Origin of the sequence: Janthinobacterium sp. SUN118 (assembly GCF_030397695.1) — a bacterium.
GTDB lineage: Bacteria > Pseudomonadota > Gammaproteobacteria > Burkholderiales > Burkholderiaceae_D > Janthinobacterium.
On record NZ_JAPUBV010000003.1, the window covers coordinates 513,549 to 539,544 of the forward strand.

Below are 25,996 nucleotides of genomic sequence, written 5' to 3' on the forward strand. Positions count from 1 at the left end.
AAGGCAGGCGGCTTTTTTTACGCCCTGCCCATGGCGGCGCCAGCAGGAAAATCGGTCAATCATGGTATTATTGCAATAAATGCATTGATGTTATGAAGAGGTTCACTTGATGAGTACACCGGTAGCTGCAGCCCAGGACAGTGCTTCGACGCTGCGTCTCTTGCAATTGGTTCCCGAAGCCTTGCCCACGTTCCGCGTCGACGTCACGACCCTGTTTGGCGATTACCTGCCGCGCCATGGCATCGAATGCGACCTGGTCGGCAAGCCCGTGCTGGGCGCCTTGCCGGACCGCGGCGACGGGGTCCGATTCGCGCGCGTCAGGACGAGTAGCGCGCAGGGCGGACGCCTGCGGCGGGAAGGGGCTTTTTTGTTCACCTGCCTGCGGGCCTTGCTCAAGGCGAACCGCGCGAACTGCGACGTCATCCAGGTGCGCGACATGGTGTCGATCGGCTTGCTGGCACTCGTCATTGCCCGCATCAAGGGCATCCCCTTTGTCTTTTGGGTTTCCTTCCTCATGTGCGAGGCGCGCATTGCCCGTGCGCGGGCACAATTGGCGGCGCATGGCGGCTTGCGCAACCGCTTGATATTGTTCAAAGGTTTGTTGGAAGAGCGCCTGCTGTACCGCGTCGTGTTACCGGGGGCGCAACATGTCTTCGTGCAAAGCGCGGCCATGCTGGAGATGATGCTGGAGAAAGGCGTGCCGAAGTCGCGCCTGAGCGCCGTCCCCATGGGCGTCGATACGCAGGCGCTCGCGGCTGCCCCGGTGCAGGCGCAGCGCCCTGACGGTTGGCAGCATGGGCCGTTGATCGCCTATCTGGGAACGCTCGATCCCAGTCGCCAGATTGAACGCATGGTCGAGGCGCTGGCCAGCGTGCGCGCCAGTCATCCTGATGCGCGCCTGTTGCTGATCGGCAGCGCCGGCTCGCCGGCGGAGACGGCGGCGCTGCAGGCGCGGGTGGACGCTTCCGGCCTGGGCGCCGCCGTGCGCATTACCGGCTGGCTGCCATCGCGGCAAGCCTGGGCCTTGCTGGCCAGCGCCGATGCCGCCGTCTCCTATTTTCCCCGTGGCATGATCCATGACACCTGTTCGCCTACCAAGGTGCTGGAATACCTGGCGCTGGGCATGCCCGTGGTGGCCAATGACAATCCGGACCAGGTGCGCGTCCTCAAGGAAAGTGGCGCCGGTTGGCTGGTCGACAGCTCGACACCGGCGATGGCGCAGGGATTGCTCGACATCCTGGCCGATCCGGCGGCGGCGCGTGCCCGCGCGGCCAGCGGCCCGGCGTATATCGAAGCGGCGCGCAGTTATCGCGTGATCGCGGCGGCCGTTGCCGCACAGTACCGCCGCCTGCTGCGGCGCTAGGCGTTGCTTCAGGCGGCGGGGCGCCGGATCACGAAGCGGTGCTTGCCGTTCGCTTGCGCCAGGAAGGGCGCGTTGTGGATGAAGTCCAGCTGCTCAAATGCCAGCGAGGCGCCGATGCGGCGGCGATACTCGTCATCGAGCGCCTGCCTGCCATCTGCCGTGCCATGCAGGTTGATTTCCAGGCGCTGCTCGTCGAACACCACTTGAAACGCGTGGATATGCGGATCTTCACGGAAGAGGTGGGTGAAAAATTCCGAGTGGACGGCCGCGCCGTGCGGGTCGACCACCATGTCATTCTGCCGTCCGCCGACTTCATCGATCAGCGGCAGGCTGCGGCCGCACGCGCACAGCCTGCCCGACATGCGCACCAGGTCGCCCGTATCGCAGCGCGGCAGGAACATCGCGCGATTCGCCATGTCCGTCGATACCAGTCGTCCGTCGGGCAAGATTTCCGCGTGGCTACGCGACGAGATCAGGTGAAAACCGTCGCGGTGCTCGCACTCGAAGGCGGAAACGCCAGCCTCGTTGCAGCCATACTGGCTGTAGCAGGGCACGCCGAAGGCGGCTTCGATGTCGGCCCGCATGGCCGGCGTCAGCACTTCGGCCGTGCACACGATGCCGCGCAGCGCGTGGCGCGGGTGCTTGCCCGATGCCAGCCTGTGCCGGGCCAGCCGGTGGACGGCCGAGGCATAGCCGTACAGCAGCCGGAAGCCGCCCTGGCTCAGGGTGGCGTCATATTCATCCATGCGCGCCGGCGACATGTCGAACGCGGACAGGACGCTGACATTCAGCAAACGATAATAGATGCGCTGCTTGTAGCCGGTGCCAAACAGGGACGAGCCGGCAAGGAAGGCGACCTTGTCGCCCAGCTGGTAGCCGGCCGCCTCCCAGGCAAGGAAAATGCCGGCCCACAGATAGGACTGGGCTTCATTGCCCGTGTAATACACGAGCGGCTCGCCCGTGGAGCCGCCCGTTTTCTTGCGCACGACCTTGCCCTTGTAGTGGGGATTGATCAGCTGTTCGCGATGGGTATTGATAAAGCGCTTGTCCAGCACGGGCAGCGCTTCAAAATGGCTGACGTCGCGGAACAGGGGCAGGGCGTGCCGCATTGCATCAAAGTAGTCGTCGAGCTGGCGGCGTTCCCTGGCCTGCATGGCGGCATGGTCATCGTATTGCCAGTGGCGCAGCGTCTTGAGCAAGCCGATCGAATCGGTGCCGCGTGCCAGGTCGATCAATTTGTAGCGCAACGCTAAAGTCATTCTTGTACTCTCTATTCTTGCGCCGCGCGGGAACGCTGTCCCCACGTGCGGCTGGCTTGCGTGTCTTGGGTCGGGTGTCGCTTGTCTGCATGCCGGATGCGTGATTCTTCCGCGCATGACATGACAATTATTCATAATACAATATTTTTTTGACTGCTGTATGCATTCTGACGTATCGAGGCCAAGATGTCGCGTTCCGCGATTCGATTGAAAAAGTTAATTTTAAAGAAGTATTTTCGTTGTACAATAGTCACTCTTTATGAGCACAACAATAACAATTTTGCTGTGTTGCAAAATGTATCGCGTGCGCGCCGCAGGAATATGTAAGAATGGAAAAAATGCAATGGTTTTGCGCGCGACGATGCGCGGGAACGGTGAGGCCAGGTTTTTATCTGCGTCCTGTGGCACGACATGCAGGCTGCGGCAGACTGCTTGCCCGGGCTTGACATGATGCTTGATAGAAAATTGGGGGCTGGATGAAGGCTGGATGCAAGGTACTGATGGTGGGCACCCATCCTGGCGGCAAGGGCGGCATCGCCACCGTTGTCGCTGTGCTGCAACAACAGGGTTTTTTTGAAGACAACGCGGTGCGCTATATCGCCACGCATGCGCAGGGAAGCGCCGTGCGCAAGCTGGGTACGGCCATCGGCGCGGTGAGCAGGGTGGCCTGGCTGTGCCTGACGCAGCGCCCGGCCATCGTGCATGTGCATTCCGCCTCGCGCGCCAGTTTTTACCGGAAATCATTGATCTTGCTCACGGCGCGGCTGCTGGGCCGCAAGACGATCTTTCATTTGCATGGCGCCGAATTTCGCCAGTTTGCCAACGTCGAATCGGGGCCGCTGGCCCGCTGGTGGATACGCCGTACCCTGGCCAGCAGTTCCGTGGTGGTGACCCTGTCGGAAAGCTGGAGTGGTTTCCTGCGTGAACTGGCGCCGACGGCCCGCCTGCGGGTGGTGGCCAATTCGGTCTCCATGCCGGCGCTGCGGGAGCCGGGGCGGGAAGAGGCGGGACGCATCCTGTTTCTGGGACGTGCTGAAAAGCGCAAGGGCATCTTTGAATTGCTCGATGCCATCGCGCTGCTGAAGCAAGAGTATCCTGAAGTCATGCTGGTGATCGGCGGCGACGGCGACCTCGAGGAGATCGCGCGCACGGTGGAACGCTTGCAGATCGGCGCGCATGTCAGCATTCTCGGCTGGATCGGCACGCAGGAACGCGACGAGCAATTGGCCCGCGCGGCGGTCTTTACCCTGCCATCGCACGACGAGGGCTTGCCCATGTCGATGCTGGAAGCGATGGCCACTGGCAAGGCGATAGTCGTGACGCCGGTCGGCGGCATTCCCGAAGCCGTCGAGGATCAGGTCAATGGCTTGCTGGTGCCGCCTGGCGACGTCGAGGCGCTTGCCGGGGCATTTCGCAGTTTATTGACGGATATCACGCTGCGCCGCCGCATCGGCGAGCGGGCGCGCGCCACCGTCGCCGAGCGTTTTAGCACTGAAGTGGTGATGGCGCAGCTGGCCGGCCTCTACCGGGAGCTGGAAGGATGAGTCAGCTGGATCGGCTTGCCGGTAAAGCGTAAGACCGCTGCCGGAACGGCCAGGTGTATGCCTGGCACATATTTGAATTTTCTTCGAAGGTTTTGTTATGACAACAATTGCAGTGATTGGCCTGGGCTACGTAGGCCTGCCCCTGGTCGTGGAGTTTGGCAAGCTGGGGCGTACCATCGGCTTTGATATTTCCGTCGAGAAGGTTCAGTCCTGCCAGCGCGGCACGGATCCTTCGCGCGAACTGAGCGACCAGCAAATGGCGGCGGCCGTGCAGGCCGAGTATTCGTCCGAGCCGCAGATACTGGCCGAGGCCGATATCATCATCGTCGCCGTGCCGACCCCCGTCGACCAGGCCCACAACCCGGATTTCTCGCCCCTGATCGGCGCCAGCCGCACGGTGGGCCAGTACCTGAAAAAAGGCGCCACCGTCGTGTATGAGTCGACCGTGTATCCGGGCGCGACCGAAGAGGTGTGCATCCCCGTGCTGGAAGAGGTTTCCGGCCTGAAGTGGATGCAGGATTTCTTTGTCGGCTATTCCCCCGAGCGTATCAATCCGGGCGACCGCAAGCATATGTTGACGAATGTCATCAAGGTTGTCTCTGGCGACACGCCGCAGACGCTCGAGCGCGTTGCCGCCATGTATGAAACCATCGTCGAGCCGGGCGTGCACCGCTGCTCCAGCATCAAGGCGGCGGAAGCGTGCAAGGTGATCGAAAACACCCAGCGCGACCTGAATATCGCGCTGATGAACGAGCTGGCGATCATTTTCGACAAGATCGGCATCGATACGTCGGAAGTGCTGAAGGCGGCCGGCACCAAGTGGAATTTCCTGAAGTTTTCCCCGGGCCTGGTGGGCGGGCACTGCATCGGCGTCGACCCGTACTACCTGACGCACAAGGCGGAAATGCTCGGCTATCACCCGCAGGTGATCCTGGCAGGGCGCCGCATCAACGATGGCATGGGCAAGTACATCGCCGAGCAAACCATCAAGAACATGATCGCGTCGGGCAGCTACATCAAGGGCGCCCGCGTGAATGTGCTGGGGCTGACGTTCAAGGAAAACTGCGCCGACCTGCGCAACTCGAAGGTGGGCGACGTCATCCGTGAACTGAAGACCTACGGCGTGGAAGTGTTCGTGCACGATCCATACGCGGAACAGGAAGAGGCGATGCACGAGTATGGTGTGCGCCTGTTCAGCTGGGAAGAGTTGCCGCGCGCCGACGCCATCGTGGCGGCCGTGTCGCACCAGCAGCTGCTCGACCTGCCCGTGGAAGAGCTGCAGCGCAAGCTGATCAAGAGCGGCTGCTTCATCGACGTCAAGGCGTGTTTCGACCAGCAGGCGCTGGAAGAGGCCGGCATCAAGGTCTGGCGCCTGTAAGGGCCGGCGCCGCGCATCGGCGCGGCATTTTTTTTATTGTTGCAAGGGTAATTCATGCGTATCTGGTTTGAACTGACCAACTCGCCGCACATCAATATGTTTGGGGCCATGATCCGCGAACTGGAACGCGAGCACGAGGTCGTGATCACGTGCCGGCCGCTGGCCAATACGGTCGAGCTGCTCGACTTGCATGGCTTCAAGTACACGGTGGTGGGCAAGCACTATGGCGGCCAGCTGTCGGCCAAGCTGTTTGGTTTCCCCGTGCGCGTCTACCAGCTGTGCCGCTTTCTGAGTGGCAAGAAGATCGACGTGGCGATCTCGCAGAGCTCCTTCCATTCGCCGGTGGTGGCGCGCCTGATGGGCATCCGTTCCATCTACATGAACGACAACGAACATGCGGTAGGCAATATTCCCGCGTTTCTATTCGCCAACAGCATCATGGTGCCGGAGTTTCTCGGCATGGATAAACTGAAGAAGCAATGGGCCAATCCGCGCAAGGTCCTGCACTATCCGGGCGTCAAGGAAGGCATTTACCTGTGGGAGCTCGACCAGCGCCTCGGCGCCAAAGCGGTGCAGCAGCGAACGGGGCGCGCGCGGCCCGTGGTGTATATCCGTCCGGAACCCTGGACGGCCCAGTATTACAAGGGCAGCCGCAATTTTCTCGATGAATTGCTGTTGGGCATGAAAGACCGGGTCGACATCGTGCTGTTGCCACGCGGAAAAGCGCAGGGCGAGCATTACCAGGACCCCAAGTTTGCCGGCGTGCGCGTGGTCACCACCGCGCTCGACATCGCCGATATCGCGCCCGACTGCGACCTGTTCATCGGCGCCGGCGGCACCATGACGCGCGAGATGGCGGTGCTGGGCATCCCCACCATTTCCGTCTACCAGGATGCCTTGCTCGACGTCGACCGCCACCTGCTGGAAGTGGGCGCCTTCGAGCACTGGCCCGACCTGACGGCTGCGCAGGCGCTGGCCTACCTGGACAGCGCCACGCAGAAACCACCGAATCGCAGCCTGCTGGAAAAGGGCCGCGCCGCGTATGACCTGGTCAAGCGGCAACTCGTCAACGGCTAAATTTGATCAACAACATCCGGGACGAAGGCGGCACAGGCCGTCATCGTTCCGGCAGCGCTAAAGGACAGGACAATATGATACGCCTCGCAGTAGTAGGCTTGGGCAAGATGGGCTTGTCCCATCACTCCATGATCAATGCACATCCCGGTGTCACGCTGGCGGCCGTCTGCGACGCCACCGGCTACATGCTCGACATCCTGGGCAAATATACGGGCGTCAAGACCTATACGGACTTCGACCTCATGCTCAATGAACTGGAACTCGATGCCGTCATCATCGCCACGCCATCCAGCATGCACGGCAAGATGGTGCTGGCCGCGCTGAACAAGAATATCCACGTATTTTGCGAAAAGCCGTTCTGCCTCGACACCGAGGAAGGCGAGCAGGCGACGCGCCTGGCGGCGGAAAAAGGCCTGGTCAACCAGGTCGGCTACCACTACCGCTTCGTCGGCGCCTTCCAGGAAGTCAAGCGCCTGCTGGACCTGGGCGTGATCGGCGAAGTGACGCATATGCTGGCCGAGGCCTACGGCCCGGTGGTGCTGAAGCCGAAGGGTTCCACCTGGCGTACCCAGCGCTCGGAAGGCGGCGGCTGCCTGTATGACTACGCGGCCCATCCGCTGAACCTGCTGAACTGGTATTTTGGCGCGCCGCGCGGCGTGGGCGGTTCCGTGCTGAACAAGATTTTCTCGGCCGACACGGACGATGAAGTGTTTTCCACCCTGTATTACCCCGATGGCAAGAGCGCCCAGCTGTCCGTCAACTGGAGCGATGAGTCCTACCGCAAGATGTCGACGAAGATCAGCGTGTGGGGCAAGAACGGCCGCATCGCCGCCGACCGCCAGGAAGTCCAGGTCTACCTGCGCGACGCCAGCGGCGCGCCGGAAGGCTACGGCGAGGGCTGGACCGTGCGCAACACCACGGAATTGACGGAACCGGTCGACTTTTACCTGCGCGGCGAGGAATACTCGGCCCAGCTCGATTATTTCGTCCGTTGCATCGTCGACAAGCGCGCGGACGACAATGTCAACTCGTTCGCTTCCGCACTGGCCACCGACCGCGTCATTTCGATGCTGATCGCCGATGCGGAAAAAGGTCCTGGCGTGCTGTCCGGCGATGCCTTGCCGGAACTGCCGAAAAAGAAAAAAGGTTTCTTTTTCGGCCGCTGACATGCCGCGCAGCAGGATTTCGATACGAAATATGAATGGAGCAGGAAATGGATCAACTCGATCGTTTGTTATTTGGTGATAATCAGTTCTTCGGCGTGAATCATATGTCGGAGGAAAAAGCGCGGGCCCAGGCCATGCGCTTCCAGGATATCAAGGCCGTTATCAAGGTGCTCGATAATGCCTACGATGAAGGGGTGAAATCCTTCATGTGCACGACCCATGACCGTATCGCACAGGTGTGCGATCACATGCGCGCCGACCCGGTGCGCTACAAGGACTTCAAATTCATGCCTTGCATGCCGTATGCCCACAAGTATGCGAATGCCGTCACGGAAGACGGCATCATGGGCGCGCTCAAGCGTTTTACGCCCGATGAAGGCTTCCTGAATGCCGCCTTGCGCGGCGGCAAGGCCTTGGCGACCAAGGATATCGAAGGCATCATCACCCTGCTGGTGGATGCGGAAATGAAGATGTTCGCCGGCCTGAATACGCCCGTGATCTTCCTGCAGAACGTGGTGGTCGACCTGTTGCTGGGCCTGGGTTTCAAGGACGCCTTCTCGATCTTCGCCAACCACGTGCGCAAGCGCTACAACGCCGAGCCCGGCTTCATCACGATGAATCTGCCGATGCTGCTCGACGTGCTCGAAGAGCAGGGCATCGACAACCCCATCGTCTGTTCGAACATCAACAAGGTGGGCTTCCGCATGTCCGGCGGCTTCGACGCCTACCAGAGCGCCTTGCGCGACCGCAAGTTCCGCGCGATCGCCATGTCCGTCTTCGCCTCGGGCGCCATCGCTCCCGAAGAAGCGATCGAATGGGTGTGCCAGCAGCCGAACATCGAGTCCATCGTCTTTGGCGCCTCCAGCCGCGGCAATATCCGCAACACGCGCGAACTGGTGGACCGCTACTGGCCGGCGGTGCAGGAGCAGGCATCATGAAGACGATCTACCTGGTGGCCGGCGCGCGGCCCAATTTCATGAAGATCGCGCCCATCGTGCGCGCGCTGCAAGGCCATGCGCGCCTGGCGTTCAAGATCATCCATACGGGCCAGCACTACGACCGCGAGATGAACGACGTGTTTTTTGAGGAACTGGGCATCCCCGAGCCGGACGTCTTCATGGCGGCAGGCGGCGGCTCGCATGCGGAACAGACGGGCAAGATCATGCTGGCCTTCGAGCAGCTGTGCCAGGCCGAGCGCCCGGCCGCCGTGCTGGTGGTGGGCGACGTCAATTCCACGCTGGCCTGCTCGATCGCGGCGAAAAAGCTCGGCATTCCCGTGGCGCACGTGGAGGCCGGCCTGCGCAGCGGCGACATGGGCATGCCGGAAGAGATCAACCGTCTCGTGACGGACAGTATCTCGGACTGGTTCTTCGTCACGGAGCCGAGCGCCGTCGAGCATTTGCGGCGCGAAGGCAAGCCGGAGTCCGCCGTGCACTACGTGGGCCACGTGATGGTCGACAACGTCCTGTACCAGGCTGAAAAACTGGGCCGCGAGGCGCCGCAGCAATTTGAAACGTCGGCCTTCAAGACGGCGCACAGCGGCGCGGGCGCGCGCTATGGCGTGGTGACCCTGCACCGTCCGAGCAATGTCGACAGCGCCGAAGACATGCGCAAGGTGGCGGGCGCCCTGGTCGAGATCGCCGCCGACCTGCCCCTGATCTTTCCCGTGCATCCACGCACGCGCGCCAACCTCGACAAGTTTGGCATCGACCTGGGACCGAACATCACGCTGGTGGGGCCGCAAGGCTACATGGCCTTCCTCGACCTGTGGAAGGATGCGGCGCTGGTGCTGACCGACAGCGGCGGCCTGCAGGAAGAAACCACGGCGCTGGGCGTGCCCTGCATCACCATCCGCGACAACACGGAGCGTCCCGTCACCGTCGACGAGGGCAGCAATGTCCTGGCCGGCACGGATCCGCTGCGCATCGTGGCCGAGGCGCGCAAGGTGCTGCGCGGCGAAGGCAAGCAGGGCCGCCGTCCGCATCTGTGGGATGGCCAGGCCGCGCAGCGCATCGTGGCGCAACTGGACCAGGAACTGGCATAGGCAGCAAGGGATAGGCTGAAAGAGGACTGGACTGGCGCACAGGGCGGACACGGATAGCGCCGCCCATGCGCTCGCAAGACGGCCGATGGCTGGCGGCACGCCAGCCGGACGCCGCATCCACCCCAAACAACGATGGAAAGCGATCGACGATGAAAGCAATGATACTGGCTGCAGGCAAGGGCACCCGCGTGCGCCCCCTGACCTATGATTTACCGAAACCGATGATACCCATCCTGGGCAAGCCGGTGATGGCTTACCTGGTCGAACATCTGTCCCGCTACGGCATTACCGAAATCATGGTCAATGTCAGCTACCTGCATGAAAAAATCGAGGAATATTTCGGCGAGGGGCACCAGTTCGGCGTGCAGATCGGCTATTCCTTCGAAGGCTATACGAATGACGCGGGCGAAGTCGTGCCCGAGCCGCTGGGTTCTGCCGGCGGCATGAAGAAGATCCAGGAATTCGGCAACTTTTTCGATGAAACCACCATCGTGCTGTGCGGCGATGCCTTGATCGACCTCGACATCAAGTCGGCCCTGTTCGAACACCGCCGCAAGGGCGCGCTGGCATCCGTCATCACGCTCGAAGTGCCGTGGGACAAGGTGTCGAGCTATGGCGTGGTGGTCAGCGACGCCGACGGCCGCATCCGCGCCTTCCAGGAAAAGCCGGCGCAAGCCGATGCGCTGTCCAATTGCGTCAGCACGGGCATCTATATTTTCGAACCGGAAGTGCTGGCACTGATCCCCAGCGACCGGCCGTTCGACATCGGCTCGGAACTGTTCCCCCTGCTGGTCGAGAAGGGCTTGCCTTTCTATGCGCAAAAACGCGACTACAACTGGATCGATATCGGCAGCGTCAAGGATTACTGGGAAGTGCTGCAAAGCGTGCTGATGGGCGAAGTGGCCCAGCTGGACGTGCCCGGCATCCAGATCGACGACGGCCTGTGGGTTGGCTTGAATACCAGCATCGACTGGGGCGGCGGCACGCGCATCGAAGGCCCCGTCTACATCGGTTCGGGCAGCCGCATTGAGGCGGGCGCGACGATCATCGGGCCGACCTGGATCGGCCACGGCAGCCACGTGTGCGCGGGCGCCGAAGTGGTGCGCAGCGTGCTGTTCGAGTACACGCGCGTGCTGCCGGGCGTGGTGCTCGATGAAATGATCGTCTTCAAGGATTACAGCGTCGACCGGGCCGGCGAGATGCGGCACGCGTCGCAGTATGACCCCGACGCCTGGGCCAATGCGCGCGACCGGCGCAACCGCCGGCGCGCCGACATGTCCGTGGAATTACGCGCAGTCAAATAACCAGGAGCCCCGACATGAACATCTATCCAGTGATCTTGTCGGGAGGCTCCGGTAGCCGTTTATGGCCGCTGTCGCGCCAGGCGCTGCCCAAGCAATTGTTGCCGCTGGTATCGAGCCAGACCCTGCTGCAGGAAACCGTGCTGCGCGTGCGCGACCTGGGCGCCGTCGGGCTGACGGTCATGCCGCCGCTGCTGGTGTGCGGCAACGAGCACCGTTTCATGGTGGCAGAACAGCTGCGCCAGATCGGCGTGGCGCCGCTGGCCATCCTGCTGGAACCGCTGGGGCGCAACACGGCGCCGGCCATGGCGGCCGCCGCACAGTATCTGCTGGCGCGCGATGCCGATACCCTGATGCTGGTCTTGCCGGCCGATCACCTGATCGGCGACGTGGCCGCGTTTCACCGGGCGATCGCGCAGGCCGCGCCGCTGGCGGCCGCGGGCGCCCTGGCCACCTTCGGCATCGTGCCGACCGCCGCCGAAACGGGGTACGGCTATATCCTGGCCGGCACCGCGGTGCCCGGCTCGGCGCAAGGGCGGCAGGTCGAGCGCTTCGTGGAAAAGCCGGACTTGCCCACGGCCCGCGCCTTGCTCGCCGATGAGCGCTACCTGTGGAACAGCGGCATGTTCCTGATGCGCGCCGCCGCCTGCCTCGGCGAGTTGCAGGCGCTGGAGCCGGCCATGCTGGCCGATTGCGAGCTGGCCGTCGCGCACGGCTGCCGCGACCTCGACTTTTTCCGCCTGGAGCCGGCCGCCTTTGCCCGCTGCCGCAGCGTCTCGATCGACCATGCCGTGATGGAGCACACGCAGCGCGCGGTGGTCGTGCCGGCCGCCATCGGCTGGAGCGATATCGGTTCCTGGTCGGCCCTGTGGCAAGCCTTGCCCGGCGATGAGCATGGCAATGTCGTGCGCGGCGATGCCTATCTCGATGGCGCGCACAATTGCCTGGTACGGGCCGGCAGCCGCATGCTGGCCGTGCTCGGGGTGGACGATCTGGTGGTCGTCGAGACCGATGACGCCGTGCTGGTCGCGCACCGCGACCAGGTGCAGCGCGTGCGGCAGGTGGTCGAGCACCTCGAGCGGCATGCGCGCACCGAGCATGTCCAGCATCGCCTCGTGTACCGCCCCTGGGGCAGCTACGAAGGCATCGACATGGGCGAGCGCTTCCAGGTCAAGCGCATCGTCGTCAATCCCGGCGGGCAGCTGTCGCTGCAGATGCACCATCACCGCGCCGAACACTGGGTGGTCGTGCGCGGCACGGCCCGCGTCACCTGCGGCGAGACTGTCAAATTACTGACGGAAAACGAATCCACTTACATTCCCATCGGCATGACGCATCGCCTGGAAAACCCGGGCAAGCTGCCGCTGCACCTGATCGAGGTGCAGACGGGCAGCTATCTGGGGGAAGACGATATCGTGCGCTACGCCGACGCCTACCAGCGCGCCTGAGGTTCAGGGCACGCGGTGCATCACGTCCGGCGTGCAGCCGCTCTTGACGACCTTGCCCGGGTTGCCTACGACGATGGAATACGGCGGGATGTCTTCCGTGACAACGGCGCCACCGCCGATGCGGCTGCCGCGCCCGATGGTGATGCCGCCCGTGATGATGGCGTGCGGGCCGACCCACACCTCGTCTTCCAGGGTCGGATAGCCGGTCACGCGCTGGCCATCCTTGGCAATGCGGTCGCGGCGGCCCAGCGTGACGCCATGGAACAGCGTGACATTGCGGCCGAGGACGGCGCCCGGACTCATGACCATGCCCCAGCCGTGGGTGAGGGCAAAGCCGGCGCCGATCTGCGCCTTCCACGGAAAATCCACGCCCGCCCCGTTGGCCGCACAGCGATGCACGAGCTTGCAGAAGGGCAGCAACATGGGCCACAGGCCGCCCGCCTGCGATACCGCCTGGCAGAGGCGGGCGGTGGCGACGACACGGAAGGTTCTACTGCGCAAGATTTCCTTGAAGGTCAAGCGCCAGCTGCTGCGGCCAAATACACGATACGTATCCGCCTTTAATGCTGTCCATGTTGTCATGCATTCACCATGCTTCCCATCCTGTTGTCGTTGGCACCGATTATATCTTTACTATGTTTGCACATGCCACGTATCCGAATTTGATGCCATAAAGAAATTATTCATTAAAAAAAGAATAATGAAATAAATTGCTTTATGATATCATTCTCACTGGTTAAATTAATTCAATACTCGTGGGCAACTTATTGCCTGCAATTACGTTTGGTGGAGTCGCATGAAGAAACATATTTGCTCAGTCGTGGCCACCGTGGCATTTGCCGGTGCCGCCCTGTTTTCCCAGGCCGCCGTGGCCGCCGTCGTCGACATCAGCTCCGTGCCGACGGCCGTGACGCTGGCGAATGGCGGATCGCTGACCTTTGGCGACAAGTTCAAATCCGGCAATAAAGACAACTTTTTCAACGATCATTTCACGTTCAACGTGGCGCAGCTCAGCAATGTGAACCTGGTGGTGACGTCGACCAGCACGAGCGCGGCGAATGGCTTGAACCTGACGGGCCTGGGCCTGTACGACAGCGCCAACCACAGCCTGCTGCAGGGTGCGCAGGTATTGACGGGCAAGGATGACAAGTGGACCTTGTCCTTTGCCAACCTGGCAGCCGGTTCCTATTACGTCAAGGTCAGCGGCAACCTCGTTTCGGCTGCGGGTGCCACCTTCAGCGGCAATGGCAGCCTGGTGTCGGCCGTGCCGGAACCGGCAAGCTACGGCATGCTGCTGGGCGGCCTGGGCCTGCTGGGCTTCCTGGCGCGCCGCCGCCAGAAGTCTGCCTGAGCACCGCGGCATCGCTCCCTTTCCGCATTTTTATCCTGCGGCCAGCCTGTGCCGGCCGCTGTTTTCTTGGTGAAAAGTATGAACAAAATTCTCAAATCCCTGTTCCTGGCGATCATGCTGGCCGGCAGCAGCCTGGGCGCGCAAGCGGCCCCCGTCGACATCAGCCACGCGCCCGTCGACCTGACGCAGGACTTGCTCGATTATTCGGGCAGCAACCTGTTCGGTTCGTTTACGCTGGCGCCGGGCCAGCTGGCAGGCGCCGAGCACAATTTCTTCAGCGACAAGTTCCTGTTCACCTTGACTGGTAGCAATGATTTCAGCGGCCTGGCCACTTCCCTGAAGCCGAGCCTGAACTCGGGCCTGACCTTGACGGGCTTCAGCCTGAAAAACGCCGGCGGCATCGTCTTGCAAGGCGCGCTGGACCTGGTGAACTTCACGGCGGCGGACCAGGCCTGGGTCCTGTCGTCCAACGCGGCGCCCCTGGGCGCTGGCGATTACTTCCTGGAAGTCAATGGCTACGTGGCTTCGGCCGCCGGCGGCAGCTATAGCGGCAACGTGTCGGTCAATCCCGTGCCGGAACCGGAAACCTATGCCATGCTGCTGGCAGGCCTGGGTCTCGTGGGCTTCATGGCGCGCCGCCGCAAGCAGCAGGCGTGATGGCCGTGGCGTGAACGGAAAAGCGGAGGCCTCGGCCTCCGTTTTTTTTGGCTCCGTTTCCGGGGCCATGTTCGCGGCTATAATTGCTGGCACTATTGGCGGCCGGCAAACGGCCGTTTTGATCAATCGCACGTGTCTTTTGCCCCGGTACCCCATTGCGTATTTCACTCTGTCTGTCGCTGGCATTGCTGGCCAGTAGCGCCCATGGCGCCGAACCTGCCGCCGCGCCCGGCTTGCAGCCGTCACAATTGGCCATCGTCATCAATGATGCTGAGCCGAACAGTATCGAGGTGGGCGAATATTACCGCCAGGCGCACGCCATTCCTGCCGCCAATGTCGTGCATGTGCATATCCCGAACCGGCCGCGCAAGCTGAGCATGGACCAGTTCGCGCAACTGAAGGAACGCATCGACGGCCAGCTGAAGCCGGGCATCCAGGCCGTGCTGATGGTGTGGAGCGCGCCGTATGCGGTCGAGTGCAATTCGATCACGTCGGCCTTTACCTTGGGATATGACGGCGGACAGTGCGCGAAGAGCTGCGGCGCCGGCAAGGCCAGCACCTACTTCAACAGCAATACGGGCCAGCCGTTCAGCCAGCTGGGCCTGCGTCTGTCGATGTTGCTGCCCATCGATTTTGTCGAAGAGGCCAAGGCGGTCGTCGACCGCGGCACCGCCAGCGGTTTTGCCGTGCCGGCCGCCAGCGCCTATTACCTGAACACGAGTGAAGGCGCGCGCAACAGCCGCGCGGCATTTTTCCCGCCTGCCGGGATGGTGCGCCAGCGCAAGCTGACGATCAAGAACATGAAGGCCGATGTGCTGGAAGGCGCACAGGACATCATGGTGTACCAGACGGGCATGGCGAAGGTGGACAAGCTCGACACCTTGCGTTTCCTGCCGGGCGCCCTGGCCGACCATCTGACCTCGTTTGGCGGCGATTTGCAGGGCACGGCGCAGATGAGCAGCCAGCGTTGGCTGGAGGCGGGCGCGACCGCCAGTTATGGCACCGTCAGCGAGCCCTGCAATTATTGGCAGAAATTCCCCAATCCCACGGTGCTGCTGCGCCGCTACCTGAGCGGCATGACGGCGCTCGAAGCGTACTGGGGCAGCGTCGCCTGGCCCGCCCAGGGCTTGTTCATCGGCGATCCCCTGGCGGCGCCCTACGCCAGCTTCCGTCGCTGACGGCAAGCGGGCATGACGGCAGGCGAAAAAAATGGCTCGTATGAGCCATTTTTTTTATGCCTTGCCGTTGCGGCGGCGGCCAATCCAGCTCAGCAGTCCCAAGCCTGCCAGCAGCATCACATAGGTTTCCGGTTCCGGCACGGGAGGAATCGGCGGTATCACGACGCCATTGCCGCCCGTGTCGATGGCGCCGCCGCCACTGCGGTCGAAGCCGCCGCCGGCGCCGCCGCCGCCGATGCCGCCGCCACCGGCCGGTGGCGCGATGCCGCCGCCCGACGAGACCAGCAATGGCTCATACACGTCGCCGGTGGGCAGGCCGCGGCCAGCGTGATAGCCGCGGCCCTCGATAGCCGGTTCTTCCTGTGCATACACGAAGTCGCGGCTGCCGAAATGGTGTTCGCCGGTGCTGCTCAGCAGGCTGGCGCTGCCGGCGTAGCCTGCATCGACAGGCTGGCCCAGCGCGTTGGCCAGGCGATGGTTATTGCCGGAAAAGGCCGGCGTGCGCAATACCTGGTCGGACTCGCCGACGCCAAATTCGGGTGTCGAGCCGACACCGTCATTGCCGCGCGCGCCAAAGTTGACGAAACCATTCGCCAGGCTGCAGGCGCTGCTTGAACTGTCGGGGTTGAATTCGGCACCCTTGCCGCCGCCATCCGCATTGCCCGCTTCGCAGCGCTTGCTGTCCGCATTGGCCTGGGGCGCCGTGCTTTGCGCCTGGGCCATCCCTGCCGACATGAACAGGGCTGCCGCCATGGCGGCGCAGAGAACGGAATATTGCTTGCTTGGTTTGAACATGGTGTATCTCTTCAGAATGCACCCGAGCGTCGCGCTGGTGCGCTGTCCGTTCGTGATGCGATTAATGTTGCTACCGGTAATGCGACCTTTGTGTGCATGGCCGGATGTGCATTCCAAGAGGCAAGCGAGGCTGGGGCTTGCTCTCATTGTCGCGGTATCGTTGTTGCGAAGCTGGTTGTTGTTATCAGGAACCAAACTTATTTGCCTTAAATATATCACATTTTTCCTGACGGCGTCTTTTTGACTTGCCACACGGCGCCGTATGTTGTTCAAAAAATACGTTTCACCAGGCATCAGAAGAGGCTGATGGGCAAGGTTTTTACGCCGTTCGGATTAATCAAATGTCATCAAGTCGTCATCGTGGACGTTTAATATGCAAATAACAAGTCTGAAATACTTTTGTTAATTGTCGTGCGCCGGCCGACCCGCTTGGACCGGCGCCATTTATTTACCGACCGGGATTCTCATGCACACCTCGTTCTCCCCCTCGCGCGCGCCCCTGCGCCTGACCGTCATGGCCGCCTTGCTGGCCGGCCTGTCCGTGCCGGCCCTGGCCGCTTCCGATATCGTCATCAGCCAGGTATATGGCGGCGGCGGCAATAGCGGGGCCTTGTATACCAACGACTTCATCGAAATTTTCAACCGCGGCGCCAGTCCCGTGAATGTGAACAACTGGAGCGTGCAGTACGCGTCCGCCGCGGGCACCACCTGGGCCGTGACGGCTTTGCCGGCTATCGACTTGCAACCTGGCCAGTATTTGCTGGTCCAGCAAGCCAAGGGGGCGGGGGGAACGGCAGCGCTGCCGACGCCGGACGCCACCGGCAGCCTGGCGATGTCGGGCACGGCGGGCAAGGTGCTGCTCAGCAATAGCAAGACGGCGCAATCGGGCGCCAGCCCGACGGGTGCGGCCGTCATCGACCTGGTCGGCTTCGGCACGGCCAACGGTTACGAAGGCAATGTGGCGCCCGCGCCATCGAATACGCTGTCGATTTCGCGCGCCAATGGCGGTTGCGCCGACACAGACGACAATGGCGCCGACTTTAGCAGCGGCAGCGTGACGCCGCGCAATACGGCATCCGAACGCCACGTCTGCGGCGGCCCCGTGGTGCACCAGATCATCACCAGCTGCCCGGCCAGCCTGGCGCTGGCCGCAGGCAATGGCGGCAACGCCGTGCTGCGCGCCGCCGATGTCGATGGCGTCGTCAATGCCGCCATCCTGACTTCGCCCGCCGTGGCCGGCATCAGCCTGGCCGGTTTCAGCGCCGCCGGCGTGGCCGGCGAGAGCGCCAGCGTCAGCCTGCTGGTGGCTGCGGGCGTACCGGTGGGCAACTATCCCGTCGTTGTGCAGTTCGGCAACGACCAGCAGCAGACGGCCGCGTGCCGGATCGACGTGGCGGTGCAGGGACTGGCGGCCGTCAGCCACACGATTCCGCAAATCCAGGGCAGCGGCGCCACCAGCCCGTACGCCAATTCCGTGCAGACGACGGAGGGTGTCGTCACCCTGAAAGTGGGCACCGGCTTCTTCCTCCAGGATGCGGCCGGCGATGGCGATCCATCGACTTCGGACGGCATCTTTGTCTACACCGGTGCGAACGCCACCACCGTGCAGCCGGGCGAGCTGGTGCGCGTGACGGGTACGGTCTTCGAATACACGCCGTCGGGCGCAAAGAATTCCTACACGGAATTCAAGGACGTGACGGCCATCCTCACGCAAAGCGCGGGCCACAGCGTCGTGCCGGCGAACGTAACTTTGCCGAACGACAACTTGGGCGCCGTGGAAGGCATGCTGGTGCGCTTCACGCAGCCGTTGACCGTGTCGCAAAACGCCTACCTGGGCGCGCGCGGCGAGCTGACCCTGTCGGCGGGACGGCGCGAAGTGCCGACCAACCGCCATCCGGCCGGTTCCGCCGAGGCGCAAGCCTTGATCGCGGCCAATGCGAACAACCTGATCGTGCTCGATGATGGCATCTTTGTCGCACCGCCGACGATACCGTATATCGGCCAGGATGGCACCGTGCGCAGCGGCGACACGGTATCCGACCTGACGGGCGTGGTCGACTTTGGCGCCATCGGCGGTGGCGGCGCGGCCTATAAACTGCAGCCGACGCAAACGCCGCAGTTCTCGCGCGACAATCCGCGCGCCGGCGCGCCGGAATTGGCCGCAGGTAACGTGAAAGTGGCGAGCGCCAACGTGCTGAACTTCTTCACGACCTTTACGAATGGCAACAACGTGTTTGGTCAGACGGGGCAGGGCTGCACCGTCGGTTCGTCGACCACGAAGAGCAATTGCCGCGGCGCCGACAACCTGGCCGAGTTCGTGCGCCAGCGCGACAAGATCGTGGCCGAGCTGAAAGCCATCGACGCGGACGTGGTGGGCTTGATGGAAATCCAGAACAATGGCGAGACGGCCGTCACCTACCTGGTCGAGCAGCTGAACGCGGCCATCGGCGGCCTCACGTACGCGGTGGTGCCGAAGCCGGCCGCCACGGGCACGGACGCCATCCGCGTGGCGATGATCTACAAGCCTGCCAAGCTGGGCCTGGTGGGCGGCGCCCTGTCGGACGCGAATGCCATCAACAACCGTCCGCCGATGGCGCAAACCTTCCGCGCCGGCAATGGCGAGAAATTCTCGCTGATCGTCAACCACCTGAAATCGAAGGGCAGCTGCCCGTCCGGCGGCGGTCTTGATGCGGATCAAAACGACAGCCAGAGCTGCTGGAACGCCACGCGCGTGCAGCAAGCGCAGCGCCTGGTGGGCAGCTTCGTGCCGCAGGTGGCCGCTGCGGCCGGCGACGCCGACGTGCTGGTCATCGGCGACCTCAACTCGTATGGCGCGGAAGATCCGATCCAGGTCATCACGGGCGCCGGCTTCGTCAATGAGCTCGAGCGCTTCGTGCGGCCGTCCGGCATGCCGTACTCGTACGTGTTCGGCGGCCAGAGCGGCTACCTCGACCATGCCCTGGCCAGCGCTTCGCTGAGCCCGCAAGTAGCCGGCGTGGCCGAATGGCATGTGAATGCGGACGAGCCGGAAGTGATCGACTACAACATCGACTCGGCCAAGCCGCAAGACTTGTACAACGCCTTGCCGTACCGCGCCTCGGACCACGATCCCGTCGTCATCAGCCTGGACCTGCAGCCTGCCTACCGCGACATCACGGCTGGCGTGGCGCAGGCCAGCTCGGGCTTGACCTTCAACCGCGTGACGCAAAAGTACACGGGCACCTTCTCCTTCACCAACACGGGCACGGCCGCCATCAACGGGCCATTCCAGGTCGTGTTCGGCGGCTTGCCGGCCGGCGTGACCCTGGCCAACGCCACGGGCAGCCATGCGGGCGCGGCGTATGTCAGCGTCAACGCGGCCAGCCTGGCGCCTGGCGCGACGGCCTCGTTTGCCGTCAGCTTCACTAACCCGTCGAAAGTGACGATCAATTACTCGGCCAGCATCTTTGCCGGCAACTTCTAAGGACCTCATCATGTTTGCATCGACACTCAACCTTACCCTGCGCCGCGCCGTGCTGGCGGCCTTGCTTGCCGGCAGCTCCAGCGTGGCGCTGGCCGATCCGCTCGGCTACCACGTGGAAATCGACACGAGCCAGTTCTCGGGCGCCGGTTTCCTCGACTTCGCCTTCATCGCCGGCAACAGCCCCGCACCGGGCGCGACCGCGACCCTGAGCCAGTTCACGGGCGCCTTTGGCGCGCTGGAAACGCAGGAGGGCAGCGTCAGCGGCAGCGCGCCGGGGACCTTGACCTTCGGCAATAGCGGCGCCTACAACGACTGGTTCCAGAACGTGACGCTGGGCGGCAAGTTCGCCTTCAATATCGTCTTTGGCGGCGACTTCCTGAACACGGCAGGCAATGCGGGCACGACCTTCGGCGTGGGCTTGCTCGACGCCACGGCCACGTCTTACCTGGGCAACGTGAATGGCAACCTGCTGCAGTTCGAACTGACGCCGCTGAACGGTGGCTTGCCAGCGAGCATAGCCGGCAGCACGTATGCGAGCATCGCGTCGATCTCGGCCGTGCCGGAAGCGTCGGAATGGATGATGCTGACGGGCGGCCTGGCGCTGATCGGTTTCGCCTTGCGCCGGCGCCGGGCGGTGACGCCAGCCTAAGCACCGTCTTTCCAGCTTGAACACAGCGCGCCCTCGGCCCGCTGTGTTTTTTTTCGCCATTTATTTGTAAAAACTATAAATCAGGAAACTAAATTGTATTAGTCAGCGTTTTACGCTTGATGCATAGTAAAAACTTGTCGAGCAGTCTAGTTTTTCATGGACGGCCGCCAACTTTTTCCGGAGGATGCATCGATGCCTGGCCATATCCTGGTGCTGGACCCCGCGCCAGCCATGCAAGCGTTGCTGGCGCATAACCTGACGGGCGCCGGCTACCGCGTCAGCTGCGCCCCGGACGCGCGCGGTGCGCTGGCGCTGCTGGCGGCCGCTGCGCCGGACTTGCTGCTGCTGGAATGGGAATTGCCGGACGCTTCCGGCATCGCGCTGCTGCGCCAGGTGCGCCAGGATGGGCTGCTGTGCGACTTGCCCATCATCATGGTCAGTGCGCGCGACAGCGAGCACGACAAGGTGCTGGCGCTCGAGAGCGGCGCCGACGATTACCTGTGCAAGCCCTTCGGTCCCCGTGAAATGCTGGCCCGCGTGCATGCGCTGCTGCGCCGGCGCGCGCCCTCGGCCATGCGCGGCACGGCGGCCACCGCCTTGCGCCTCGATCCGCACACCTTGCGCGTGACGGCAGGCAGCGTGGCCGTCAACCTGGGGCGCGTGGAATTCAAGCTGCTGCATTTCCTCATGGGCCATCCGGGCCGCGTGCATAGCCGCGCGCAACTGCTGGACCAGGTATGGGGCCATGCCGCCTACCTCGACGAGCGCACGGTGGATGCCCATGTGGGGCGCTTGCGGCAAGCGTTGCAGCCCGGCGGCTGCGGCCACCATATCGAAACCGTGCGCGGCAGCGGTTACCGCTACCTGGCAGCCGATGCGGCTGTCTGCGCATGATATTGCTGACGGGACGCGAACAGGAGTATCTGCTGCATGCCATCGTGGGCGCGCATGGCATCGCCGCGCCCAGCGATTTTTTCCTGTGGAGCCAGGGGCCGCTGCAAGCCTTGCTGCCGCACGCCATCCTCGTCTGCGCGCAGCTGGGCGCCGATGGGAGCGTGCTGCGCAGCGAGGCGTGGCATAGCTGCGTGCTCGATGCCGCGCAGTTGCGCGACATCAACGATATACGCGATGGCCAGGTGGCGCGCCTGGCGCAGGCCTGGCGCGCGGGCGGCCAGAAGGCGGCCGTCATCGGGCAGGTCTTGGTGCATGGCAATGCGGCGGCGGGGGGCGGCAGTTTTTTCGCCCTGTTCGCGCTGTCGTCGGCCGATGCAATGCGGCAAACCTACATGCTGGAATTGCTGCTGCCCTGCCTGCATATGCACTGGCTGGCGCTGCAGGACAGCGGGCGCACGTCCATGGCAGGCCCGGCCGCGTCGCGCGCGGCCAGCGCGCGCGAGCTGGAAGTGCTGCATTGGGTGCGCGAGGGAAAAAGCAACGATGAAGTGGGACAAATCCTCGGCATCAGCGGCGCCACCGTGAAAAGCCATTTGCAGCGCATCTATAAATTACTGGGCGTGAGCAACCGCATGCAAGCCGTGTCGCGCGGCATCGCGCTGCGCCTGCTCAGCCACTAGCGCTGCTCCCGCGGCGTGGCCTGCTGCCTTCCATTGTCATTGCCGCCGTCGCTGTGCGTGTATTCGATGGTGCTCAGCGACACCTGCGCCACGTCCGGGCTGGCTCTCAGGCGCGCCACCTCGTCCGGTGTCAGCATGGCCGCGAAGCCGTTCAGGGTCACCGTATAGCGGTATTGCACGGGGGCCTTGGCCACCAGCGCCAGCACGGCGCGCTGGCGCTCTTCCAGGTAAGCCGTGTAGCGGCGCGCCGCCTCGCTGCCCGTGTCCAGGCGCCGGCCCTGGACGAGGGTGGGGGCCAGGCCGGCCACGCCGCCCGTGTACGAGGCCAGCGGCGCATCCGTCAATTGCACGATGTAGGCGTGCCGCGCCTGCTGCGCCGGCTTGTGCTGGTCCGCCTGCGCGGCGCCGGCCATGCTGCTTACGCCGGCGATCGCGGCAAGTATCCAGTGTTTCGAGGGCATGGCATGCTTTCCAGGCGCAGGGGAGGCACCTGTGCTGCCGATTCTACGCCTGTATCTGCGCCGCTACCGGCCGCACATAAAAAAACGCGCCCCGCAGGGCGCGCCGTGTTGCCGTTGGAACGAGGTGCTTACAGCTTGGCGTCCGCTTTCACGTTGCGCAGGCTCGGCACTGCCAGCGGCAGCGGGCTGTTGGTTTCCACCGACAGCACGGTGGTGGAAGCCGCCGCGTTGTTGCCATCAAGGAAGACTACGCCGCCCAGGTAGCGCTTGCCCGTTTCCAGCGCCGACCAGCTGACGCCGGCCGTGGCGCTGCCGCCCACATACACTTTGCCTGGCAGGGTGGCTTTCAGGTTGCCGCCCTTGTCGGCCGTCGTGACGACGGCCGACGACAGGCCGAAGCCGGTCGACGCGCCATTCGCCAGCTCGTAGCCGACCACGCACAGCTTGTAGTTGCCCGCCGCCGGGGTGGTCACGGTGATCGCCTCGTTCGAGCCGGCCGTGGCCGAGGTGGCGACGGTCGCGCCGGCGCTGTTGAGCAGCAGCAGGTCGAGGTCATTGCCGGCGCCTTCCGTGGTGTCGCGGTCGAAGGTTTCGAAGCGCGCCACCACCGTGCTGGCGGGAATGCTGACATTGACCACGCGCACGCCGCTGGCGCCCGCCTTGCAGGCGGTGGCCATCTGCGCCAGCGTTTCCACGCTGCCCGGCACGGCCTGGCTGATGGTTTGCGCGCTGCGCGTCACTTCCTTCAGGCCGCCCGTCGCTGCGCCGACCTTGCCGGCAAAGCCGGTGGACAGGGTCAGCGAACGCAAGCCGCTGACCTTGTCGGACTGCAGCAATGCCGGCGACTGCACCGCGCGGCCCGAGCGGGCCGTGACGGGGCTGCGCACCGTGTGCACGCCGTCGCTCCAGACGAGCGCGCCGTATTGCCATGCGTTGTCCGGCGCCGTGGTGCGCGTCAGGGTCACGTTGAAGGATTTGGTTTCGCCCGGTGCCAGCACCAGGGTGGCAGGCGCCACCGCCACGCTGTAGCCGCTGATCGAGGCGCTGGCCGTGTAGGTGGCGCTGCTGCTGCCCACGTTGGTGACGCGGCGCGTCACCGTTTGCGTGCCCAGTACGTTGGCGATGGTGATCGACGGCACGTTCAGGTTGTAGCCGGCGATCGTGCCGCCCGCGCATTCGGCCGTCATGCCGACGCCGCACATGTATTTCTTGTAGTCGGCCAGGCTGGCGTCGTACACGAGGCCCGGATCCGTGGCCTTGTTCGGCGTCACGTGGCCGGCGCCCTGGCCCCATGGCAGGATGCCGCGCGCGTCGCCGGTCTGGATGTCGGGCAGGGTGGTGCTGCCGGTGGTCATCAGGGCCGACTTGATGGCGGCCGGGCTCCAGTCAGGATGCTGCTGGCGCAGCAGGGCGGCCAGGCCGGCGACGTGCGGGCTGGCCATCGACGTGCCTTGCAGGAAGATGTAGGCTTGCGCCGGCACCAGGCTGCCATCCTGCACGGCGTCGCGCTGCGCGCGCGACAGGGCAGGCGAGCCGCCGGCCAGGATGTCCACGCCAGGCGCCGTGACGTCGGGCTTGAGCAGGTTGGCGTCGTACAGGTTCGGGCCGCGCGACGAGAAGTCGGCCACCACGGGCGCGGCGGGGCCGTTGCCATTGGTGACGAAGCGCGAGATGGCCGCCTTGGCCACGCCCGTTTGCGCCTGGGCATTGATCAGCGCGCCATCGGCGGCGCTCACGTGCACGGCCGGCAGCACGTGCGGGTCGGATACCAGGCCCACGCCCGTGTCGACCAGCACCATGCCGGCGCCGCCCGCTTCCAGCACGGCGACGCCCTTGTCGGTGCGCGCCGTGGTGCCGCGCAGGCAGCTGACGACCTTGCCGGCGACCTTGGCCGGGTCCAGCAGGGCGACGCCGCCATTGTCGCCGGCGCGGTAGCACAGGGCCAGCTTTTGTGCATCGGCGCCGGGCAGGCCCGCGTCTTGCGCGCGGATCAGGGTGGTCGCCGGCAGCGGGTTGTAGTTGAGCGAGGCGCCCGTGTAGCTGGCGCCGTTGCTCAGGGTGACGTTGGCCTGGTTGGCGCGGTTGTGCGTCGAGGCGGCCACCGTCGTGATCCATGGGCTGACGTGGGCTACCGTGTTGGCCGGGCCCGCGTTGCCGGCCGATGCGGCAACGAAGACGCCCGCATTCGAGGCATGCAGGAAGGCTTGCTCGACGGGATCGTTGACGCTGCCGCCGCCGCTGATCGAGTAGTTGATCACGTGTACGCCATCCTGCACGGCTTTTTCGATCGCCGCCACGCTGTCGCCGCCGTAGCAGCCATTTTTCGCGCCCGTGGGCTGGGTGGCCAGGTTGTAGGACCAGCACACCTTGTAGACGGACAGGCGGGCGCGCGGCGCGACGCCGGAAATCGCGCCCAGCGGCGAACCGTTCGCCGTGACGGGCACGCCCGCATTGCCGCCCGCGGTGGACGAGGTGTGCGTGCCGTGGCCGCCTTCGCCGCTGGGGTCGCCCACGGAATCGCGCGGCGACGTGAATTCGCTCCAGTGCTGGATCTTGTCCGTTTCAGTCAGGCGCACGGCGTTGAAGTATTGCGCGCCGAGCAGCTTGTTGTTGCAATGGGCTTGCGTAAAGCCTTCGCCCGCCTGGCAGCTGCCCTTCCAGGCGGCTGGCGCGGCGCCGTAGGCCAGGGTGGCGTTCGGGTCGAAGGTCGGGGTGCCGTTGGCGTCGACCTTGTCCGCATACGACAGGTTTTCCGGCCACACGCCGCCATCGACGATGCCGATGATGATGTCTTCGCCCGCATGCTGCTTGCCGCCCAGTTGGCTCCACAGGCCGCCCGGCTGGTCCAGGCCCAGGAAGGTCGGCGTGTAGTTCGTCTGCAGGGTGCGCGGCTCGTCGGGGGCGATGCTGGCCACTTCGCCGCTGGCCTGCAGCTGGCGCACTTCGGCGTCGGTCAGCAGGGCGGAGAAACCGTTGAGGACGATCTTGTACTGGTATTGCACGGGCGCGGCGGCGACGAGGGCCTGTACCCGCGCCTGTTTCTGCTCGAGGTAGTCGCCGTACAGCTGCACTTCCGCGCTGGCCAGGTCGAGGCGGCCGCCGGCGGCAGGCTGGGTCGCGCCCAGGCCTTCCACCGAGCCGGCGTAGGAAGCGATCGGTTTATCGGTCAGTTGCACGATGTAGGGGCGGCGCAGGTCGTCGGCGTGGGCCTGGAAGCTCAGGCTGGCAAACAGGCTCAGCACGGCGAGCGAAATGGGACGCAAAGCGGGACGGAATGTCATGAGGATT

Annotated in this window: 21 protein-coding genes; 16 read left to right on the forward strand and 5 right to left on the reverse strand. The window is 64.1% G+C overall.

Annotated elements, in window-relative coordinates; genetic code table 11:
- Positions 1–109: 109 nt before the first annotated feature.
- On the forward strand, positions 110–1,363 hold the full coding sequence (locus O0880_RS21430) for a glycosyltransferase family 4 protein (RefSeq protein ID WP_289888659.1): 1,254 nt from the start codon (positions 110–112) through the stop codon (positions 1,361–1,363).
- 8 nt (positions 1,364–1,371) lie between these two features.
- Here the strand turns inward: O0880_RS21430 and O0880_RS21435 are convergent, their stop codons facing one another.
- Entirely contained in the window at positions 1,372–2,622 is a 1,251-nt protein-coding gene (locus O0880_RS21435; protein WP_289888660.1) for a hypothetical protein, read from the reverse strand.
- Positions 2,623–3,098: 476 nt separating this feature from the next.
- Between O0880_RS21435 and O0880_RS21440 the strand changes: the two genes are divergently transcribed.
- From O0880_RS21440 to O0880_RS21475, 8 genes are all read left to right on the forward strand, one after another.
- Positions 3,099–4,166 carry a glycosyltransferase family 4 protein gene (locus O0880_RS21440; RefSeq protein ID WP_289888661.1) on the forward strand — a complete coding sequence of 356 codons (1,068 nt, stop codon included), beginning with the start codon at positions 3,099–3,101 and terminating at the stop codon, positions 4,164–4,166.
- Positions 4,167–4,263: 97 nt separating this feature from the next.
- Positions 4,264–5,544 carry a nucleotide sugar dehydrogenase gene (locus O0880_RS21445; protein ID WP_289888662.1) on the forward strand — a complete coding sequence of 427 codons (1,281 nt, stop codon included), beginning with the start codon at positions 4,264–4,266 and terminating at the stop codon, positions 5,542–5,544.
- 54 nt (positions 5,545–5,598) lie between these two features.
- On the forward strand, positions 5,599–6,621 hold the full coding sequence (locus tag O0880_RS21450; protein WP_289888663.1) for a DUF354 domain-containing protein: 1,023 nt from the start codon (positions 5,599–5,601) through the stop codon (positions 6,619–6,621).
- Positions 6,622–6,695: 74 nt separating this feature from the next.
- Positions 6,696–7,787 (forward strand): Gfo/Idh/MocA family oxidoreductase, encoded by a 1,092-nt coding sequence (locus tag O0880_RS21455; protein ID WP_289888664.1) that lies wholly within the window; start codon positions 6,696–6,698, stop codon positions 7,785–7,787.
- A 47-nt stretch (positions 7,788–7,834) separates the two neighbouring features.
- On the forward strand, positions 7,835–8,725 hold the full coding sequence (locus tag O0880_RS21460) for a hypothetical protein (protein ID WP_289888665.1): 891 nt from the start codon (positions 7,835–7,837) through the stop codon (positions 8,723–8,725).
- The gene (gene wecB, locus O0880_RS21465) at positions 8,722–9,831 is read left to right on the forward strand and encodes a UDP-N-acetylglucosamine 2-epimerase (non-hydrolyzing) (protein WP_289888666.1); all 1,110 of its coding nucleotides are present in this window, start codon (positions 8,722–8,724) and stop codon (positions 9,829–9,831) included. The genes O0880_RS21460 and wecB overlap by 4 nt, the downstream gene beginning before the upstream one ends.
- A 149-nt stretch (positions 9,832–9,980) precedes the next feature.
- The gene (locus O0880_RS21470) at positions 9,981–11,135 is read left to right on the forward strand and encodes an NDP-sugar synthase (protein ID WP_289888667.1); all 1,155 of its coding nucleotides are present in this window, start codon (positions 9,981–9,983) and stop codon (positions 11,133–11,135) included.
- A gap of 14 nt (positions 11,136–11,149) precedes the next feature.
- Positions 11,150–12,580 carry a mannose-1-phosphate guanylyltransferase/mannose-6-phosphate isomerase gene (locus tag O0880_RS21475; protein WP_289888668.1) on the forward strand — a complete coding sequence of 477 codons (1,431 nt, stop codon included), beginning with the start codon at positions 11,150–11,152 and terminating at the stop codon, positions 12,578–12,580.
- Between the two features lie 3 nt (positions 12,581–12,583).
- Here the strand turns inward: O0880_RS21475 and O0880_RS21480 are convergent, their stop codons facing one another.
- On the reverse strand, positions 12,584–13,162 hold the full coding sequence (locus O0880_RS21480; protein WP_289888669.1) for a serine acetyltransferase: 579 nt from the start codon (positions 13,160–13,162) through the stop codon (positions 12,584–12,586).
- A 214-nt stretch (positions 13,163–13,376) separates the two neighbouring features.
- Between O0880_RS21480 and O0880_RS21485 the strand changes: the two genes are divergently transcribed.
- The 3 genes from O0880_RS21485 (at position 13,377) to O0880_RS21495 (ending at position 15,766) form a co-directional block, all read left to right on the forward strand.
- Entirely contained in the window at positions 13,377–13,931 is a 555-nt protein-coding gene (locus O0880_RS21485) for an FxDxF family PEP-CTERM protein (protein WP_289888670.1), read from the forward strand.
- Between the two features lie 78 nt (positions 13,932–14,009).
- Complete coding sequence (locus O0880_RS21490; RefSeq protein WP_289888671.1) at positions 14,010–14,588, forward strand: FxDxF family PEP-CTERM protein; 579 nt, start codon at positions 14,010–14,012, stop codon at positions 14,586–14,588.
- 155 nt (positions 14,589–14,743) lie between these two features.
- Positions 14,744–15,766 (forward strand): TIGR03790 family protein, encoded by a 1,023-nt coding sequence (locus tag O0880_RS21495; protein ID WP_289888672.1) that lies wholly within the window; start codon positions 14,744–14,746, stop codon positions 15,764–15,766.
- 54 nt (positions 15,767–15,820) lie between these two features.
- On the opposite strand, the gene O0880_RS21500 is transcribed toward O0880_RS21495, so the two are convergent.
- On the reverse strand, positions 15,821–16,561 hold the full coding sequence (locus O0880_RS21500) for a PEP-CTERM sorting domain-containing protein (protein WP_289888673.1): 741 nt from the start codon (positions 16,559–16,561) through the stop codon (positions 15,821–15,823).
- 466 nt (positions 16,562–17,027) lie between these two features.
- Between O0880_RS21500 and O0880_RS21505 the strand changes: the two genes are divergently transcribed.
- The 4 genes from O0880_RS21505 to O0880_RS21520 all read left to right on the forward strand — a co-directional run bounded on the left by O0880_RS21505 (position 17,028) and on the right by O0880_RS21520 (position 22,247).
- A complete protein-coding gene (locus O0880_RS21505; protein WP_289888674.1) occupies positions 17,028–20,024 on the forward strand; it encodes an ExeM/NucH family extracellular endonuclease in 2,997 nt (998 codons plus the stop codon).
- 10 nt (positions 20,025–20,034) lie between these two features.
- Positions 20,035–20,673, forward strand: a complete 639-nt coding sequence (locus tag O0880_RS21510; RefSeq protein WP_289888675.1) for an NF038129 family PEP-CTERM protein — start codon at positions 20,035–20,037, stop codon at positions 20,671–20,673.
- Between the two features lie 192 nt (positions 20,674–20,865).
- The gene (locus O0880_RS21515; RefSeq protein ID WP_289888676.1) at positions 20,866–21,567 is read left to right on the forward strand and encodes a winged helix-turn-helix domain-containing protein; all 702 of its coding nucleotides are present in this window, start codon (positions 20,866–20,868) and stop codon (positions 21,565–21,567) included.
- The gene (locus O0880_RS21520; RefSeq protein ID WP_071324824.1) at positions 21,564–22,247 is read left to right on the forward strand and encodes a LuxR C-terminal-related transcriptional regulator; all 684 of its coding nucleotides are present in this window, start codon (positions 21,564–21,566) and stop codon (positions 22,245–22,247) included. The genes O0880_RS21515 and O0880_RS21520 overlap by 4 nt, the downstream gene beginning before the upstream one ends.
- Here the strand turns inward: O0880_RS21520 and O0880_RS21525 are convergent.
- Together O0880_RS21525 and O0880_RS21530 are read right to left on the reverse strand one after the other, a co-directional pair.
- Entirely contained in the window at positions 22,244–22,708 is a 465-nt protein-coding gene (locus O0880_RS21525) for a protease inhibitor I9 family protein (protein ID WP_289888677.1), read from the reverse strand. The genes O0880_RS21520 and O0880_RS21525 overlap by 4 nt on opposite strands.
- Positions 22,709–22,836: 128 nt before the next feature.
- On the reverse strand, positions 22,837–25,989 hold the full coding sequence (locus tag O0880_RS21530) for a S8 family peptidase (RefSeq protein ID WP_289888678.1): 3,153 nt from the start codon (positions 25,987–25,989) through the stop codon (positions 22,837–22,839).
- Positions 25,990–25,996 lie beyond the last annotated feature (7 nt).

Excerpts from the sequence above, each read along its gene's own strand:
- O0880_RS21430 (WP_289888659.1), top strand. The coding sequence starts at position 110 with ATGAGTACACCGGTAGCTGCAGCCCAGGACAGTGCTTCGACGCTGCGT.
- O0880_RS21435 (WP_289888660.1), bottom strand. The coding sequence starts at position 2,622 with ATGACTTTAGCGTTGCGCTACAAATTGATCGACCTGGCACGCGGCACC.
- O0880_RS21440 (WP_289888661.1), top strand. The coding sequence starts at position 3,099 with ATGAAGGCTGGATGCAAGGTACTGATGGTGGGCACCCATCCTGGCGGC.
- O0880_RS21445 (WP_289888662.1), top strand. The coding sequence starts at position 4,264 with ATGACAACAATTGCAGTGATTGGCCTGGGCTACGTAGGCCTGCCCCTG.
- O0880_RS21450 (WP_289888663.1), top strand. The coding sequence starts at position 5,599 with ATGCGTATCTGGTTTGAACTGACCAACTCGCCGCACATCAATATGTTT.
- O0880_RS21455 (WP_289888664.1), top strand. The coding sequence starts at position 6,696 with ATGATACGCCTCGCAGTAGTAGGCTTGGGCAAGATGGGCTTGTCCCAT.
- O0880_RS21460 (WP_289888665.1), top strand. The coding sequence starts at position 7,835 with ATGGATCAACTCGATCGTTTGTTATTTGGTGATAATCAGTTCTTCGGC.
- wecB (WP_289888666.1), top strand. The coding sequence starts at position 8,722 with ATGAAGACGATCTACCTGGTGGCCGGCGCGCGGCCCAATTTCATGAAG.
- O0880_RS21470 (WP_289888667.1), top strand. The coding sequence starts at position 9,981 with ATGAAAGCAATGATACTGGCTGCAGGCAAGGGCACCCGCGTGCGCCCC.
- O0880_RS21475 (WP_289888668.1), top strand. The coding sequence starts at position 11,150 with ATGAACATCTATCCAGTGATCTTGTCGGGAGGCTCCGGTAGCCGTTTA.
- O0880_RS21480 (WP_289888669.1), bottom strand. The coding sequence starts at position 13,162 with ATGACAACATGGACAGCATTAAAGGCGGATACGTATCGTGTATTTGGC.
- O0880_RS21485 (WP_289888670.1), top strand. The coding sequence starts at position 13,377 with ATGAAGAAACATATTTGCTCAGTCGTGGCCACCGTGGCATTTGCCGGT.
- O0880_RS21490 (WP_289888671.1), top strand. The coding sequence starts at position 14,010 with ATGAACAAAATTCTCAAATCCCTGTTCCTGGCGATCATGCTGGCCGGC.
- O0880_RS21500 (WP_289888673.1), bottom strand. The coding sequence starts at position 16,561 with ATGTTCAAACCAAGCAAGCAATATTCCGTTCTCTGCGCCGCCATGGCG.
- O0880_RS21505 (WP_289888674.1), top strand. The coding sequence starts at position 17,028 with ATGCACACCTCGTTCTCCCCCTCGCGCGCGCCCCTGCGCCTGACCGTC.
- O0880_RS21510 (WP_289888675.1), top strand. The coding sequence starts at position 20,035 with ATGTTTGCATCGACACTCAACCTTACCCTGCGCCGCGCCGTGCTGGCG.
- O0880_RS21515 (WP_289888676.1), top strand. The coding sequence starts at position 20,866 with ATGCCTGGCCATATCCTGGTGCTGGACCCCGCGCCAGCCATGCAAGCG.
- O0880_RS21520 (WP_071324824.1), top strand. The coding sequence starts at position 21,564 with ATGATATTGCTGACGGGACGCGAACAGGAGTATCTGCTGCATGCCATC.
- O0880_RS21525 (WP_289888677.1), bottom strand. The coding sequence starts at position 22,708 with ATGCCCTCGAAACACTGGATACTTGCCGCGATCGCCGGCGTAAGCAGC.
- O0880_RS21530 (WP_289888678.1), bottom strand. The coding sequence starts at position 25,989 with ATGACATTCCGTCCCGCTTTGCGTCCCATTTCGCTCGCCGTGCTGAGC.